Genomic DNA, 14,305 nt, shown 5'->3' with positions numbered 1-14,305 from the left:
ACCAGAAAACTAAGCAATATCGGGAGGAACCCCTCATGACTCTGCGCCGCAAAGCCGCTCTTTCCTTCACCCTCGCCGCCCTTCTCGCCACTTCCGGCGCCGCCATCGCGGCCGGTGACCTGACGCTGAAGCCCACCGAACTGAAGCCGCTCGAACTCGGACTCGGCAATGCCGGCTATGGAGTTTCGGAGACCAAGTACAATCTGGAAACCGGCAAGGCCTATAGCCTCGAACTCAGCTCCACGGGCAAGAAGGAATGCGCCTGGCAGGCGCCGGAATTCTTCAAGAGCATTTTCCTGCGTAAGGTGGAGGTCGAGGAGGTCGAGGTGAAGGCCGTCGCCCTGACCGAGATCGAGTTCGAGAAGGAAGGCGAGGCGGAGCTGTTCTTCGTGCCCCTCAAGCCCGGCACCTTCGCCTGGTACTGCAAGGGCATGGAAGAGCGGGGCATGAAGGGCGAGTTCATCGTCAAATAGCTTCGACTAGGCCTGTATTTCGATCCTCGTGACCCTTGTCCCCGGCCCCGCCGGGGACTTTCTTCTCTCGGTACGGGAGATGCCATGACGGAACCGACCAGCTCCTCGCCCCACGCCTCCGGCCCGGCCGATGGTGTGCCGGCACTCGATATCCGCGCGGTCAGCCATGCTTTTGGTGCGCGCAAGGCGCTGGACGATGTCAGCCTCACGGTGCCCGCCGGCAGCTTTACCGCCCTCCTCGGCCCGAATGGCGCCGGCAAGACGACGTTGTTCTCATTGGTCACCCGACTCTACGACAACCGCAGCGGCGCGATCCATGTGCTCGGGGCCGATGTGCGGCGCCGGCCCGCCGAAGCGCTCAGCCGGCTTGGCGTAGTGTTCCAGGCCCGGACGCTCGACCTCGAACTCTCCGTCCTCGACAATCTGCTCTACCACGCCACGCTGCACGGCATCGGCTTCGGCGCCGGGCGCCGCCGGGCGATGGAGCTGCTGGCGCAGGATGGCCTGGCCGAACGCGCGCGCGACAAGGTGCGCGACCTCTCGGGCGGGCAGATGCGCCGGGTGGAAATCGTGCGTGCGCTCATGCACCGCCCACGCCTGCTGCTGCTCGACGAGCCGACCGTCGGCCTCGACATCGCCTCGCGCGCGGCCGTGGTCGCCCTCGTCCGCGCGCTGGTGGCAGATGAAGGGATCGGCGTGCTGTGGGCTACCCATATCATCGAGGAGATCGGCCCCGGCGACCGCGTCGTGGTGCTGCACCGCGGACAGATCCGCGCCAGCGGTTCCTATGAAGAGATCCGCGCCCGCGCCGGCGGCGAGGACCTGTCCACAGCCTTCCTGCAGTTGGTGAACGACAGGGGTGAGGCAGCGGCATGACACCGTCGCGATTCCGCCTGCCGCTGACCGGCTATGTCATCGCCCTCACCGGCATCTGCTGGCGCGAGGCGCTCCGTTTCCTCAACCAGCGCGGCCGCTTTCTTTCCGCCTTGGTGCGCCCGCTGGTGTGGCTGTTCATCTTCGCCGCCGGCTTCCGCTCGGTCCTCGGCGTCTCGATCATCCCACCTTATGAGACCTATGTGCTCTACGAGGTCTATGTGACGCCGGGGCTTGTGGCGATGATCCAGCTGTTCAACGGGCTGCAATCCTCGCTCTCCATGGTCCACGACCGCGAAGTCGGCGCCATGCGTATCCTTCTGGTGAGCCCCTATCCGCGCTGGTACCTGCTGGTGTGCAAGCTCATCGCCGGCATCGGCGTGTCGCTGCTGCAGGTCTATGCCTTCCTCGCCGTCGCCTGGTTCTGGGAGGTCGAACTGCCGCCCATCGGCTATGTCACCGTTATCCCCGCACTCCTTCTCTCCGGCTTGATGCTCGGCGCCATGGGGCTGCTCATGTCCTCACTGTTCCGGCAGATGGAGAACTTCGCCAGCGTGATGAATTTCGTCATCTTTCCGATGTTCTTCGCTTCCTCGGCGCTCTACCCGCTCTGGCGGGTGCAGGAGAGCAGCCTCGCACTATGGTGGATCTGCACCTTCAACCCGTTCACCTATGCCGTGGAGCTGATCCGCTTCGCGCTTTACGGCCAGTTTACGCCTTTTGCCGCGCTGGTGGTCGCTGGCTGCGCGGCGCTGTTCCTCGCCGCCTCGATCTTGGCCTATGATCCTTCTGCTGGCGTCATGGCCCGTCGCGGCGGACCGGAAACGGCCAAATGAGCCGGCCCCTGCACGGCCCTGTCGAAACGGAAGCCGGAGAGCTTCCGGGCAATATCTCGAGGAAAAGCCCATGCCCACATCCCACCCCGCCTTGCGTCGCCTAAGCCTCGCCGTGCCTCTCCTGCTCGTGGGCGTCGCCCCCGCCCTCGCCGCCGCCCCCAGTGGGGGGCTCTGGCCCTGCATCCAGCGCAAAGTGCCCGAGCTTGCGGTCGGTCAGATGTGGTCCGGCCCTCCGATCGAAAACCTGCAATGGCAGGACGACCGGCAGGTCGCCGATCTTGTGCCGGTGCTGGCCGCCCAGCGCACGCCCATTGAGGAAGCGACGAAGCAGATCGACGCCTTCGCCAGCACGCTCGGGCCGAACGACAAACAGCGCCTCACCCTGCTGTTCGCCGGCGTGTTCGAGCAGATCAATGCCCGCCGCAGCCGCATCATGAGCGGCATCGAGCGTTACTCCGAGCACCAGATCGAGCTTTCCAAGCGCATCAAGGACGAGAGCCTCGCCCTCGCCAAGGCCAAGAAGGCCGCGACCACCGACGAGGACAAGACCAAGGCGCTGGAACTGGAGAAGCAGCTGCTGTGGGATACGCGGGTTTATGATGCGCGCCAGCAGTCGATGACGGCGGTGTGCGAGAGCCCGGTGCTGCTGGAACAGCGCATCTTCGCCCTCGCCCGCGCCATTCAGGAAAAGCTGCCGTAAACAGGTGGCCCCGGCCTATGCGGCCGGGGCGTCCCCCGACGAGCCGCGAGGTGTAGCGCGCCAAGTTCAAGGCGACGTTCAGGGAAGAAAGCGACGCTCAGGGCGTCGGCTGGCCCTCTTCCAGCGGCAGGCCGGCCTTGGCCCAGCCATCGCTGCCGGCGGGATACCAGGCGATGTTGGTGTAGCCATATTCGGTGATGGCGCGCTTGGCGGCGTTCCAGCTCATCCAGCAATCGGTCTGGCAGTAAAGCACCAGCGGGGCCGCGCGGTTGCCGCCGGCAAGGGCCTCCAGCCGGGTGCGGAAATAGGCGTCGGTCTCGGCCGAAAGGGCACCATAACCGACATTGGGAAGCCAGACGCTGCCGGGCAGATGATCGCGCCTCTTGTCGCGCCACAGCGTGCCTGGAGGGAGGTTGGCCGGCTTCACATCCCGCGGCATCACATCGACGAAGATCGACGCTTTAGCGCGCCAGAGCTTTTCGGCCTGCGCCGTGTCGATCACCTGGGCGCCTTGGAGGGTGGCCGGCGTCGGGGCACGGTAAGCCTCCATGCGGTAGGCCGTCGGCTCGGGCACAACCTCGTCGCCCCGCCCGGCGGCAGGGGCAAAGACATAGAGAACGGCGGCGAGCCCGGCCATGCCCAGCCAGGCCAGCCGGTGGAGGGTGGAATCGGGCCGATAGCGCTTCACCGCCACCTCCTGCACATCTAAGGCGCTGCTTCGATCGGGCGGTCCTGATTGTCGAGAAGGGGCACGCCGTAATCGAGCAGGATACGGTTGATCGCGCCCTGCTCCTTCTGGATGAAGCCGTTCAGCTGGTGCTTCCAGTTCAGCTCGCCGGGGCGGATGCCGAAGGTGATGCGGTAAATGAGCGAGGGGTCGCCCTTTTCTTTCACCAGCGGCACCACCGAGAGCGGGACAGTCGACTTCTTGGCGTAGTAGCCGCCGATCGGGCCCCACAGGATCCCGGCATCGATTTCACCCTCGTCGAGATCGGCAATCATCGCCTCGGCCGGGCTGTCGAAGCGGCGATCCACCATCAGCGCGTAGGGCCGCGCCAGCGGCATCAGGCCATTGCGGGTGAGGAGATCGCCCGGCGGCGTCCCCGCGATGACGCCGATCCGCCGACCCTTCAGACGCGGGTCTTCCAGCGTGTCGACGCCAGCGAGATCGCCGTCCTTCTTGGTGATCAGCACCCAGGCCGAGCGGTAGTAGGGATTGGTGTTGAGGATCGGGTCGCCGGCAGCAACATAACCCATCACCACATCGCAGCGCTTCGCACCGAGCGTCATGCGGTAGAAGCCGGTTGCCTGCGGAAACCACGTGTAATCGAGGGCGAGGCCGAGCTTCTCGGCCATGAGCTCCGCGATCTTGTTCTCGAAGCCCTGCCCTTCCTCATTGGTGAAAGGCATGTTTGCGGGATCGGCGCAGACCCGCAATGTCGAGCGGTCGACCAGATCGGCCACCTGGGCCGAGGCCGCGTGGGGAAAGGCGGCGAGGGCGAGGAGCGTCACGCAGACCGCGACACCCCTCCCCTTCCGGCGCGCCGAGCGATGGCAATGTCCCGGCTGCGCCCTGTCCGCCATGGGCTCAGCTCGGCCGTCCGAAGCACTGGTTTTCATTTGACGTGTACGCCTTGGTCTTGTCCTCGCGCTTGCTGGGACGCTCGCGGCCGAGGGCGCCGTCGGCGCGGGCCTTGAGATAGACGTAGATGTCGTCGAGATAGCACATAACGTTCTTATTCTCGCCGAAGGCGGGCATGACCTGGTCCGCGGTGCCGACACCGACATTCTGCTTGCCGTTGACGACGATTTCCATGAACTGCGCATAGGTCATGGTCTTGAGCGAGTTGGCGAGCGCCGGCGCGTAGCTGGAGCCCATGCCGTCCGGGCCGTGGCAGACATGGCACTCGGCATGGTAGCGGCGATAGCCGGAATAGGTGTACCAGTCCATCGTGCCGTCGGCCTGAATATTGTAGGTCGGATCGCCGTCCGGCAGCGTGTACTTGCCGAGCTCGTCCTTCTCCTTCTCGACCGGAGCCGGGGCGGCGGCGGCCGGAGCCTGTTCCTGCGCGAGGACCGGAGCGGGAAGGGACAGGGCGGCCGCCAGGATGAGCGCCGCAGCGCCGGCGGATGCCGGCAGCATGCCGGAAACAAACCATCCGCGAACAGGTTTCGTCATGAAGCAGTCTCCTCAAGGCGCCGCAGGGGCCATTCTGGCGTCCGGGCAGCGTCACGCGGGACGCCGCTCCACGGCTTTGAATTTTTCTAAGAGTCTCATAAACGCCGGGGCTGCGAGACGTGAGGGCCCGGCGCACCGGACAAGCCGGCGGCCAGGCCCCTTTTTGTCTCGAACCGGCGGGCGCGGTAAGACGCCCGCCGTTCCTTGGCTCAGTTCGGCAGAGCGAACACGGTCAGCTGGCCACCGAGGTTGGTGTAGTTGGACAGGGCGGCATAACCACCCACTGCACCGAGGCCGGCATTCGGGTCGGTCAGGCCGGCCGCCAGGCCGATGCCCGCCCAGCCACCGACACCCGACAGGATGGCGATGTACTGCTTGCCCTTGTGCTCATAGGTGGTGACGTTGCCGATGATGCCCGACGGGGTCTTGAACTTGTAGAGCTCCTTGCCCGTCTTGGCGTCAACCGCCTTCAGGTAACCTTCGAGCGTGCCGTAGAAGACCACGTCGCCGGCGGTGGCGAGAGCACCCGACCACACCGAGAAGGGCTCCGGCAGCGACCAGACGATCTTACCCTTGGTGTTGTCCCAGGCGATGAAGTTGCCCATGCCGCCATGGCTGTTTGGCGCCGGATACATCGACAGGGTGGCGCCGACATACGGCTGGCCCGCAGTGTAGCTGACGCGGAACGGCTCGTAGTCCATGCAGACGTGGTTGGTCGGCACGTAGAACAGGTTGGTCTTGGGCGAGAACGCCGCCGGCTGCTGGTCCTTGGTGCCGAGCGCGGCCGGGCAGATGCCCTTGGTGTTCACGTCTTCACCCTGCTGGGCAGTCGAATACTTGGCCACGACCAGCGGACGACCATAGGTCGGGCTGTTCTTGTCCATGTCGACCTTGGTGGCCCAGTTCACCACCGGATCGAACTTCTCGGCGACGAGCAGTTCGCCGCTCACGCGGTCAAGGGTGTAGCCGAAGCCGTTACGGTCGAAATGGGTGAGCAGCTTGCGCGGCTTGCCGTCGAACTGCTGATCCGTGAGGATCATTTCGTTGACGCCGTCGAAGTCCCACTCGTCATGGGGGGTCATCTGGTAGACCCACTTGGCCACGCCCGTATCCGCGTCGCGAGCCCAGATGGTCATCGACCACTTGTTGTCGCCAGGACGCTGAGCCGGGTTCCAGGTCGAGGGGTTGCCCGAGCCGTAATAAACGAGGTTGGTTTCCGGGTCGTAGGAATACCAGCCCCAGGTGCAGCCGCCGCCGATCTTCCACTGGTCGCCTTCCCAGCTCTTCAGCGAGGAGTCCTTGCCGACCGGCTTGCCGAGCGCCGTGGTCTTCTCCGGGTCAATGAGCATCTCATTGTCCGGGCCCATGGAATAGCCGCGCCACACCTGCTTGCCGGTCTTGGTGTCGTAGGCCGTCACATGGCAACGCACGCCGAATTCGCCGCCGGAGATACCGACGATGACCTTGTCCTTCACCGGGAGAACGGTGGCGGTGTTGGTTTCGCCCTTCTTCGGGTCGCCGTTGACGACCGACCACTTCTTGGCGCCGGTCTTGGCGTCGAGCGCGACGAGGGTGGTGTCGGCCTGATGCAGGAAGATCGTGCCGTCGGAATAGGCAAGGCCGCGGTTGACGGTATCGCAGCACATCACCGGAATGACGTTCGGATCCTGCTTCGGCTCGTACTTCCAAAGGATACGGCCCTCATTGTTCAGATCGAGGGCGTACACGATGTTGGGGAAGGGCGTGTGGACATACATCACATCGCCGATGATGAGCGGGCCGCCCTCATGACCACGGAGGACGCCCGTCGAGAAGGTCCAGGCCACCTGGATCTTGCCGACATTGCCGGCATTGATCTGGTCGAGCTTGGAATAGCGGGTATTGGCGTAGTCGCCGGTCTGGATACCCCATTGCTTGGGGTCCTTGATGATGCTTACCAGCCCGTCATTGGCCGATGCGGGCCAAGCATAGAGCGCCGCAGCACCCAACAGTGCTGTCGCAAGAAACTTGCGCATGCTTATTCTCCTCGTGAACGATCCTCCGGGACCGACCGAATGCACGGACGACCCGCCGCGGCTTGTTTGCCGTCTGACCTTTTTGTCTTCGACAGCGTGTCACGACCGGCTGGAGGGAGAAACAGCCGGATCTCACGGGGGCTCCCGCCCCAAGCTGGCCTACGAACCGGACCCGGGAACTTCTTCCCGATTGCCGTTGAAGCCGAAGACGAGGTTACGCTAATCCGAATCCCTCGGACTGGCAATAAGAACTCTTATGAGAAATCGCTCTTATTATATTTTTGCTGCAAGAGCGAAAAGATATACAAAATACCATAAGCAAGCACTGCTTGCCGGGCAGTTTTACCTCCGACAGCCTGCTGCAATGCAGCACGCTATTCCCATTCCAGCTCGTGATAAGCCGCGATCGCGTTACGCGCGTTGAACTCGGCGAAAAGCGCCCAGTCCTCGCGCTCGGACACAACCGCGTGCGCCGGCGCTTCGCTCATCGGCTGGCCGGCGGCGAGAAGCTGGCGAATGTCGCGGCGCAGCGTAGCGAGATAGCGCCGCTCTGCCTCCGCCCCCTGCGGCCAGGCGACGCTGGCGGGGCCGTGGCCGGGAACCGCGCGCGCGACCGAATCCAGCGCCAGCCGGTCGAGTAGGCTGAGCCAGCCGTTGAGGCTGCCATCGAGGGTGGGGATGTGGCCGATAAACAGCAGATCGCCCATGACCCAGGTGCCGGTCGTCGAATCGAAAATAGTGAGGTCGTTGTCGGTATGTGCCGTGGGGTGGGCGCGCAGTTCCAAGGGCCGGCCGCCGAGATCAAGCGTCAGGCGGTCTTCGACCAAGAGGTCCGGCAGCACGATCCGCGTCCCCTCCCCTGCGGGCCCCAGCAATCGCTCGACCTGGGCGAGATAGGTCTCGGCGCGCAGCGAAAGCGCGCGCGGCATCTTGTGGTGCGCAACGAAGCGAACGCCGTCCTCCGCGAAGGCGGCGTTACCCAGCGTGTGGTCGGGGTGCATGTGGGTATTGATGACATAGCGCAGCGGCCTGTCCGTCACCGTGCGCATGGCATCGCGCATCAAAGCACCGGCACGGTAGCTGTTGCCGGTGTCGATCACGGCGGCGGCATCATCGCCAACGATCAGCGTCATATTGGCGATCGCCCCGTCATTGGACGGAGCGACCAGCTCATAGGGCGCGCGGAACACGTGAAGTCCCGGCGCTACGGTTTCGAGGGCGAAGGGATGGCCGACACTCGCCGGCTCGACCTGCCCCCACGCGGCACGCCCGCTCCCGAGTGCCAGAGCGGCACCGACCGCGAGCAATTGGCGCCTATGCAGTCGCGGCAGGTCCGCCATCGCCGCACCTCACGCAATGCCCCCTTCAGGAGGCACGTCGACTACTTCTTGGTGCCGTCGGCGTTGAACTGGCCGAGATAGGCCTCAAGGTTCAGGCGGTCGCTTTCCTTGGGCAAGCCCGCGAACACCATCTTGACGCCCGGCATGTAGCCCTTCGGGTTTTCCAGATACGCGCTCAGCACTTCCGCCGTCCACACGTCGCCCTTGGCGTTGTGCTCCTTCAGCGTATCGGAATAGGCGAAGCCTTCAACCGAACCCATCTTGCGGCCGATGATGCCGTTCAGCTCCGGGCCGACCTTGTTCTTGGCGCCTTCGCCGACGGCGTGGCAGGCCATGCACTTCTTGAAAACGTTGGCGCCCTTTTCGGCATCGCCGGCGGGGCTCTGGGCCAGCGCGGCCGTGGTACCGAGAACGAGCAGGGCGGCAGTGGTGACGAAGCGATTCATGGCGTCCCTCCAGGCGGTGATCATTGAATGGCGCCCTTATGCGAGGCGCTTGCGATGGGCGCGGATGATAGCGCTACCTTTAGAATGATCCTAGAGGGCGAAAGGTCCAGCCCGCTGGCCGCGAAACGCCCGGCGCATTTCGTCGCGGCAGCCGGTTCAGCGGGTGAGATCGGCCGGATAAAGCGACTGCCAGAAAGCGCAGTTATGCGCCGTCGAGGCATTGAAAAGCCTGAGCTTTCCCGGCTCCAGATTCATCACGTCGTCATCGGTCCGGAAGGGCTTCCATGCGGGCGCCGCCGGTGCGGCAGGCGTGCCGGTGCGGGCGAAGCTCGACCAATAGGCGGTCATGATCGCCGCGAGTTGCTGCGACGCCGGCTTCAGATCGGGTCCGGCGCGTTTCATCGTGTTGTCGAAATGCGGGAAGACATAGGGTAGCTCGGACGAATGCACCGCCCCCATCTCAAAACCGGGATCGGACGGGGTCACTGGCGGCGCGTCCGAATCGCCGAAGACGAATTCATAGACCGGCACAAAGGCGCCCATCAGCTTGGCCGCTTCCAGATAGGCGCAGTTGTTGATCCCGACATCCCGGCGGAAATCCGACCAGACGGAGCCCAGTGTCGCCGGCGGCGAAGAAGCGTAGGTCGGCGGATATTTTTCCAGCACCGCCTCGGCCTTGTCGCCATAGACCTTGCGGATTTCGTCGGGATAATTCGCCGCTGTGACCACCTCGCCTTCAAGGGCGGCATAGCCGACATAGAGCCGTTGCTCATCCCTTGTGCCCCCATTCATGACCGGCACTTTGACGAATTTGCCGGCCGGAAACGCCTCGGCGCCCGGCAGCGGCACGGTCTTGGCACCGATCAGCGGCGTGAAGGTGAGGATATTGGCACCGGCAATGTCGGCCGCTGCCTTCAGCAGTTCGTCCACCGGCTTTGCCCGCAGGCAGGCCAGCGCGCTCGCGGGATCGCCGCAGCCGACCTTGGCGGCCATCGCCAGGCCAACCTTCTCGCCCTCGGCCACGCTCGGCAGCCAACTGGCACAACCGGCGCTCACCACGATGGCGCGCTCAAACAGGCCCGTGGTCTCATCCGGCGCCAGCAGGTGCATGCAGACGGAACCGGCGCCCGCCGATTCGCCCGCCACTGTCACATTGCCGGGATCTCCGCCGAAGGCCGCGATGTTGCGCTTGACCCAGGCGAGTGCCGCGCGCTGGTCCAGCAGGCCATAGCCTCCATTGTAATCGGCGGCGAAGGAGGGGTGGGCGACAAAGCCGAAGGCGCCGAGCCGGTAATTGAACGACACGACCACGAGATCGCCGTCCTTCGCCAGCGCGTCGAGCGGGTAGAGCCCGCTGGATCCGCCGACGAAGGCCCCGCCATGGATCCACACCAGCACCGGGCGCGGCGCGGCGGCGGCGTCTCCCGGGCGGTTCGGGACGGTAACATTGACGAACAGACAGTCCTCATCGCGGCTCGATTCCGGAATGCCGTAGCGTTCCAGCTGCGGGCAGGCGCTACCATAGCGGGTGGCGTCGCGCACGCCGCTCCAGGATGCCGCCAGCTCCGGCGGGGCGAAACGCCGCTCGCCGGTCGGCGGCAGCGCATAGGGAATGCCCTTGAACGCCCTCACCCCCTCCGCGACCACGCCGCGCACCGCACCCTGCTGCGTCATCACGACGGCAGGATCGCCTGCCGCCGGCGTTTGCGCCTTGGCATGACCCGCCAGTCCAAGAACGGCGCAGAGCAACAGCGCGCTCTGCCATGCGGGGGAGAGAAGCTTCATGACGCCACCTCGTGAATTCGCCGGTACCGAGCTTGCCACGGCAAGCTACAGGATACCATCGAACGATGGCGCTATGACACTTCCAGTTGCAGCGCCTTAGCGGCCTCCAAATCCAACAGCCACTCAAAATGGGCCATCTGCCAGACGCACCAGCGCTCGAATTCGGCGAGAAACGCCGCATCAAGAGCGGCGAGACGCCCGCCAGAGCCCACGCTGAACCAGCCGTTTGCCTCCGCATCGGCAAGGAGGCTACCGATATGGGCCGTCGACACCTGAAGCCGGTCGGCGAGATCGCGCCGCCGCAGCGGCACATTCGGGGCGGCGCCGTGGATACTCTGCGCGTAATGGTTGCCGATCACGACGGTCAGCAGCAGGTAGCCGCAATCGCGCTGAGCAAAGGACAGCACGCGGGGGAAGGGGTGGAGCAGCGTGCCATGGGCCAGCACATAGGCGGCTGAACGGGCGATGAGATCGCCGAGGGCGTCGGCATCGCCGAGACGCGCGGCGCGGCGCGGGCGCGCGGGCTCGCAGGGCGGATCAAGCCGATCGAGGGCCTCGACGAACAGCCGCAGCGAACGACCGATTTCGGCGATCACCAGCGGAGAGGGGCGCAGCAAGGTGACGCGGCGGTCGGCAGGGTCGGCCTCCACCGTCACCAATCGTCCGGCCCTGAGCGCCGCAACGAAGCCGGCGGTCTGGCGCGGGCTCACCCCCGCTACCTTTTGCAAGGCGGAGAGCGTCGGCGGCGGCCCAGCACGGTGGCGCCACTGGTAGTAATTATGGATCAGCATATAGCAGACGAGATAGCGCCCCAGCTGATCGAACATTTTGTAATAGGGCCAGCGCACCGGCGGGCCCGCCGCCATCCCGGCGCAGTACTCAGCCAAGGCGACCGGCAGGCCGGGATGGCGCAGCAGTTCGTCCGCGCGCGCGGAAAGTTCGGCGGGAAGTCCCGCTGGCCGGCCAGTTGGGCCGCGTGTTCCCTGCTCCAGCGTGCGCCGCGCCACAAGTGATACCTGCAAAGTTTGGGCTGGTCGGCCCGATCGACTTAGAAATACTTGGAACGGACCTGAGAGCGGAGGTAGCCTGAGCGGGGCGCCTTCGTTGGCAGCTGCACGCCGTCACCACCACCCATCACACGCCCGGGAGAATCGCCCATGTGCAACGATCACGCCTTTGCCCCATCGCGCCGCATGACGCTGGCCGCCGGTCTGGGGCTCGCCTCGGCGGCCTTCCTCGGTGGTCTGGCACTGCCGGTGGGCGCCTTCGCGCAGGAAGCGCCGCCGAACGCCATCAGCCCCGACGAGGCGCTGAAGCGGCTGATGGAAGGCAATGGCCGCTACACCTCGAACGCTCTCAACAACCGCGACTTCTCGGCGGGCCGCGCCGCCCGGGCCACGGCTCAATACCCCTTTGCCGGGCTGGTGAGTTGCGCCGATTCCCGCGTTGCCCCGGAACTCGCCTTCGACCAGGGCCCCGGCGAATTGTTCGTGGTCCGCGTCGCGGGAAACTTCGTCAATGACGACGGCCTCGCCAGCCTGGAATATGGCGTGAAGTTTCTGGGGGTGCCGCTCATCATGGTGCTCGGCCACACCAATTGCGGCGCCGTCGACGCGGCGATCAAGGTGGTGAAAGAGAACATCAGCCTGCCGGGACATCTCGACGAGCTGATCGACAGCATCAAGCCCGCCGTCCAGACCGCGCTGAAATCCAACCCGCAGGACCCGCTCAACGCGGCGATCGTGGAAAATGTGCGCTATAATGTAAAGGAACTGTCCGAGGCGACGCCGATCATCACCGAATACGTCGCAAATGGGAAGCTTAAGGTCGTCGGCGGCATCTATGATCTTGCTACGGGCAAGGTCAGCCTGCTGTAGTCAGCCTATGGGCAGCCCGGTAGAACGGGCTGCCCTTTCGAATGCGCCCGGTCGCCGGGCAATATCTCAGATGGCCGGCCCGAGATCGACGATGCGCTCATGCGTCACCGCCGGCGGCGCCTCGAAAGTGGACCCGACCAGGCCGCGCCACAGCTGGAAATCCTCCGAGTTGCGGAAATCCACCATATGGTTGTCGAGCGTCTCCCAGCGCACGACGAGCCGGTAGACATTCGGCGTCTCGATCACCTGGTGCAGGGCGACGCCATGGCAGCCCTTGGCGCGCAGGAACAGCGGCGCGGCCTTGGCCACGCCTGCCTTGAAGGCGGCTTCCTCGCCCGGCTTGATCCGTAGTTCGGCAATCTCGATGATCATGCGTTTCCCCAACCCTTGTAAGCGTGGCGCGCGGCGGCGCCCTAGGGATCACAAGCACGAACCCGGCGCCGCAACAAGGCGGCGCCGTTCATGAGGCGCCGGGCGCACCTGCGCTATTTCATCAAGCCCGCCGCCCGCAACGCCTGCTCGATGACGCCCTTGATGCGGGAAACGGACGCGTGGCTCGTGGGCGAGGCGGAGTCAGGCTTCGCGGTGAGCCGAGACTCACGCGGTGGCGGCGCGGCCGACGGCCTTTTCGGGGCCGGGCCGCTCCGGGGAGCAGGTTTCAGGGATACCGACTTGGGCGGGACGTGGTGGGCCGAACCGGCTCCGGCCGCATCGTCCGCAATACCCCAGAAAACGGCGATTTCCCGCGTCGAGGAAATACCGACATCGAGCATGTAAGGCCCAGGCGCACCAAGATCGCTGGCCAGCGGCGTGCCGTGGCCCATGGCGGCGACGGTGTTCAACTCGACCACCGTTTCCCCGGCCCGATTGCTCCAGATGCGCCGCACCCGGCCTCCGGAGATTTCCTCCTGCGACGGCGCGTCATCGAGCCGATGCGCCGTGCGCCATTGCGCGGCGATGTCCTCGGCATTGGACGGCGCCACGGTGTGATCGGCCATACCCTGCCAGATCGCCACCCGCGGCCACGGCCCCGCATGGCGCGAAGCCTGCCGCAGTTGGGCCCACAGTTCCTCGTCCGACGCCGGCGCCTGCCCACGCATGCAGTCGAACGCTTCCGGCACGCTCGAGGCACAGCCATAGGCAAGGCCAGCGATGATCGCGCCACCGGCGAACACTTCCGGGTAGGTCGCCAGCATCACATTCGCCATCGCCCCACCGGCGGAAAGGCCGGTGACGAAAACGCGGTCGCGGTCGAGGCCATAGGTCGCGATCATCGCGTCGATCATCTGGCGGATCGACAGCGCCTCGCCGGAGTCCCGCCGCGTATCGCCGGGGCGGAACCAGTTGAAGCACAGATTGGGATTATTGCCGGGGCTCTGCTCGGGATAGAGCAGCGCGAAGCCGGCCCGATCGGCGAGTTGCGACCAGCCGGAGCGATGGTCATAGTCGCCGGCATTCTGTTTGCAGCCGTGCAGCACGACGACGAGCGGCGCGTTCTTCGGAAGCCCCGCCGGGCAATAGCCATGCGCCCGCAGCCGCCCGGGATTGGAGCCGAAATCGGCGAGAGATTCGAGCCGGCTAGGCGATGAGCCCGGCGTGTAAAGCGAGCCCTGACGCGCGCCGAAGGCGGCGAGCTGGGCCATGGTGTCCGACATTGTCCGCAAGGGAAGTCTCCTGGTTGCGGCGCCCAGTATCTGGACGGCGAAGGCTAACGCCCCTCCCTCCAGATCGTTGCTGCACTGCACAAAAACAAGGGGTGTCGCCTGGGCGTGAGCGGGAAA

Annotated in this window: 15 protein-coding genes; 5 read left to right on the top strand and 10 right to left on the bottom strand. The window is 65.3% G+C overall.

Translation table 11 applies throughout. The features are described from left to right. The first annotated feature begins 35 nt into the window (after positions 1-35). The 4 genes from ACO07Z_RS02415 to ACO07Z_RS02400 all read left to right on the top strand — a co-directional run bounded on the left by ACO07Z_RS02415 (position 36) and on the right by ACO07Z_RS02400 (position 2,882). Positions 36-473 carry a copper-binding protein gene (locus ACO07Z_RS02415; RefSeq protein ID WP_421697244.1) on the top strand — a complete coding sequence of 146 codons (438 nt, stop codon included), beginning with the start codon at positions 36-38 and terminating at the stop codon, positions 471-473. Positions 474-557: 84 nt separating this feature from the next. Beyond that, on the top strand, positions 558-1,349 hold the full coding sequence (locus ACO07Z_RS02410) for an ABC transporter ATP-binding protein (RefSeq protein ID WP_421697243.1): 792 nt from the start codon (positions 558-560) through the stop codon (positions 1,347-1,349). Next, on the top strand, positions 1,346-2,182 hold the full coding sequence (locus tag ACO07Z_RS02405; protein ID WP_421697242.1) for an ABC transporter permease: 837 nt from the start codon (positions 1,346-1,348) through the stop codon (positions 2,180-2,182). Before ACO07Z_RS02410 ends, ACO07Z_RS02405 begins: the two co-directional genes overlap by 4 nt. A gap of 70 nt (positions 2,183-2,252) precedes the next feature. Beyond that, entirely contained in the window at positions 2,253-2,882 is a 630-nt protein-coding gene (locus ACO07Z_RS02400; RefSeq protein ID WP_421697241.1) for a hypothetical protein, read from the top strand. 97 nt (positions 2,883-2,979) lie between these two features. Here ACO07Z_RS02400 and ACO07Z_RS02395 read toward each other — a convergent pair whose 3' ends face one another. The 8 genes from ACO07Z_RS02395 to ACO07Z_RS02360 form a co-directional block, all read right to left on the bottom strand. Further along, positions 2,980-3,570: a PQQ-dependent catabolism-associated CXXCW motif protein gene (locus tag ACO07Z_RS02395; protein WP_421697240.1), complete on the bottom strand. Its 591-nt coding sequence runs from the start codon at positions 3,568-3,570 to the stop codon at positions 2,980-2,982. Positions 3,571-3,587: 17 nt separating this feature from the next. Then, positions 3,588-4,466 (bottom strand): substrate-binding domain-containing protein, encoded by an 879-nt coding sequence (locus ACO07Z_RS02390; protein WP_421697239.1) that lies wholly within the window; start codon positions 4,464-4,466, stop codon positions 3,588-3,590. 4 nt (positions 4,467-4,470) lie between these two features. Beyond that, the gene (locus ACO07Z_RS02385; RefSeq protein WP_421697238.1) at positions 4,471-5,061 is read right to left on the bottom strand and encodes a c-type cytochrome, methanol metabolism-related; all 591 of its coding nucleotides are present in this window, start codon (positions 5,059-5,061) and stop codon (positions 4,471-4,473) included. A gap of 209 nt (positions 5,062-5,270) precedes the next feature. Then, positions 5,271-7,076 carry a lanthanide-dependent methanol dehydrogenase XoxF5 gene (gene xoxF5, locus ACO07Z_RS02380; RefSeq protein WP_421697237.1) on the bottom strand — a complete coding sequence of 602 codons (1,806 nt, stop codon included), beginning with the start codon at positions 7,074-7,076 and terminating at the stop codon, positions 5,271-5,273. 374 nt (positions 7,077-7,450) lie between these two features. Then, positions 7,451-8,416 carry a quinoprotein relay system zinc metallohydrolase 2 gene (locus tag ACO07Z_RS02375; protein WP_421697236.1) on the bottom strand — a complete coding sequence of 322 codons (966 nt, stop codon included), beginning with the start codon at positions 8,414-8,416 and terminating at the stop codon, positions 7,451-7,453. Between the two features lie 41 nt (positions 8,417-8,457). Then, on the bottom strand, positions 8,458-8,862 hold the full coding sequence (locus ACO07Z_RS02370) for a c-type cytochrome (RefSeq protein WP_421697235.1): 405 nt from the start codon (positions 8,860-8,862) through the stop codon (positions 8,458-8,460). Between the two features lie 156 nt (positions 8,863-9,018). Beyond that, the gene (locus ACO07Z_RS02365) at positions 9,019-10,647 is read right to left on the bottom strand and encodes a carboxylesterase/lipase family protein (RefSeq protein ID WP_421697234.1); all 1,629 of its coding nucleotides are present in this window, start codon (positions 10,645-10,647) and stop codon (positions 9,019-9,021) included. Positions 10,648-10,718: 71 nt separating this feature from the next. Beyond that, positions 10,719-11,654, bottom strand: a complete 936-nt coding sequence (locus tag ACO07Z_RS02360) for a hypothetical protein (RefSeq protein WP_421697233.1) — start codon at positions 11,652-11,654, stop codon at positions 10,719-10,721. A gap of 150 nt (positions 11,655-11,804) precedes the next feature. Here ACO07Z_RS02360 and ACO07Z_RS02355 point away from each other — a divergent pair, with 150 nt between their 5' ends. Then, positions 11,805-12,524 (top strand): carbonic anhydrase, encoded by a 720-nt coding sequence (locus tag ACO07Z_RS02355; RefSeq protein ID WP_421697232.1) that lies wholly within the window; start codon positions 11,805-11,807, stop codon positions 12,522-12,524. A 66-nt stretch (positions 12,525-12,590) separates the two neighbouring features. Here the strand turns inward: ACO07Z_RS02355 and ACO07Z_RS02350 are convergent, their stop codons facing one another. Together ACO07Z_RS02350 and ACO07Z_RS02345 are read right to left on the bottom strand one after the other, a co-directional pair. After that, positions 12,591-12,896, bottom strand: coding sequence for an antibiotic biosynthesis monooxygenase family protein (locus ACO07Z_RS02350; protein WP_421697231.1), 306 nt, complete (start codon positions 12,894-12,896; stop codon positions 12,591-12,593). 113 nt (positions 12,897-13,009) lie between these two features. Further along, on the bottom strand, positions 13,010-14,188 hold the full coding sequence (locus ACO07Z_RS02345; protein WP_421697867.1) for an alpha/beta hydrolase family esterase: 1,179 nt from the start codon (positions 14,186-14,188) through the stop codon (positions 13,010-13,012). Positions 14,189-14,305 lie beyond the last annotated feature (117 nt).

This window comes from Ancylobacter sp. (assembly GCF_965229075.1).
Lineage (GTDB): Bacteria > Pseudomonadota > Alphaproteobacteria > Rhizobiales > Xanthobacteraceae > Ancylobacter.
Note: the sequence above shows the minus strand (reverse complement) of the source record. Positions and strands in the feature narration are given on the sequence as shown.

Coding starts and splice junctions, on each gene's coding strand:
- ACO07Z_RS02415 (WP_421697244.1), top strand. CDS start 36: ATGACTCTGCGCCGCAAAGCCGCTCTTTCCTTCACCCTCGCCGCCCTT.
- ACO07Z_RS02410 (WP_421697243.1), top strand. CDS start 558: ATGACGGAACCGACCAGCTCCTCGCCCCACGCCTCCGGCCCGGCCGAT.
- ACO07Z_RS02405 (WP_421697242.1), top strand. CDS start 1,346: ATGACACCGTCGCGATTCCGCCTGCCGCTGACCGGCTATGTCATCGCC.
- ACO07Z_RS02400 (WP_421697241.1), top strand. CDS start 2,253: ATGCCCACATCCCACCCCGCCTTGCGTCGCCTAAGCCTCGCCGTGCCT.
- ACO07Z_RS02390 (WP_421697239.1), bottom strand. CDS start 4,466: ATGGCGGACAGGGCGCAGCCGGGACATTGCCATCGCTCGGCGCGCCGG.
- ACO07Z_RS02385 (WP_421697238.1), bottom strand. CDS start 5,061: ATGACGAAACCTGTTCGCGGATGGTTTGTTTCCGGCATGCTGCCGGCA.
- xoxF5 (WP_421697237.1), bottom strand. CDS start 7,076: ATGCGCAAGTTTCTTGCGACAGCACTGTTGGGTGCTGCGGCGCTCTAT.
- ACO07Z_RS02375 (WP_421697236.1), bottom strand. CDS start 8,416: ATGGCGGACCTGCCGCGACTGCATAGGCGCCAATTGCTCGCGGTCGGT.
- ACO07Z_RS02370 (WP_421697235.1), bottom strand. CDS start 8,862: ATGAATCGCTTCGTCACCACTGCCGCCCTGCTCGTTCTCGGTACCACG.
- ACO07Z_RS02365 (WP_421697234.1), bottom strand. CDS start 10,647: ATGAAGCTTCTCTCCCCCGCATGGCAGAGCGCGCTGTTGCTCTGCGCC.
- ACO07Z_RS02355 (WP_421697232.1), top strand. CDS start 11,805: ATGTGCAACGATCACGCCTTTGCCCCATCGCGCCGCATGACGCTGGCC.
- ACO07Z_RS02350 (WP_421697231.1), bottom strand. CDS start 12,896: ATGATCATCGAGATTGCCGAACTACGGATCAAGCCGGGCGAGGAAGCC.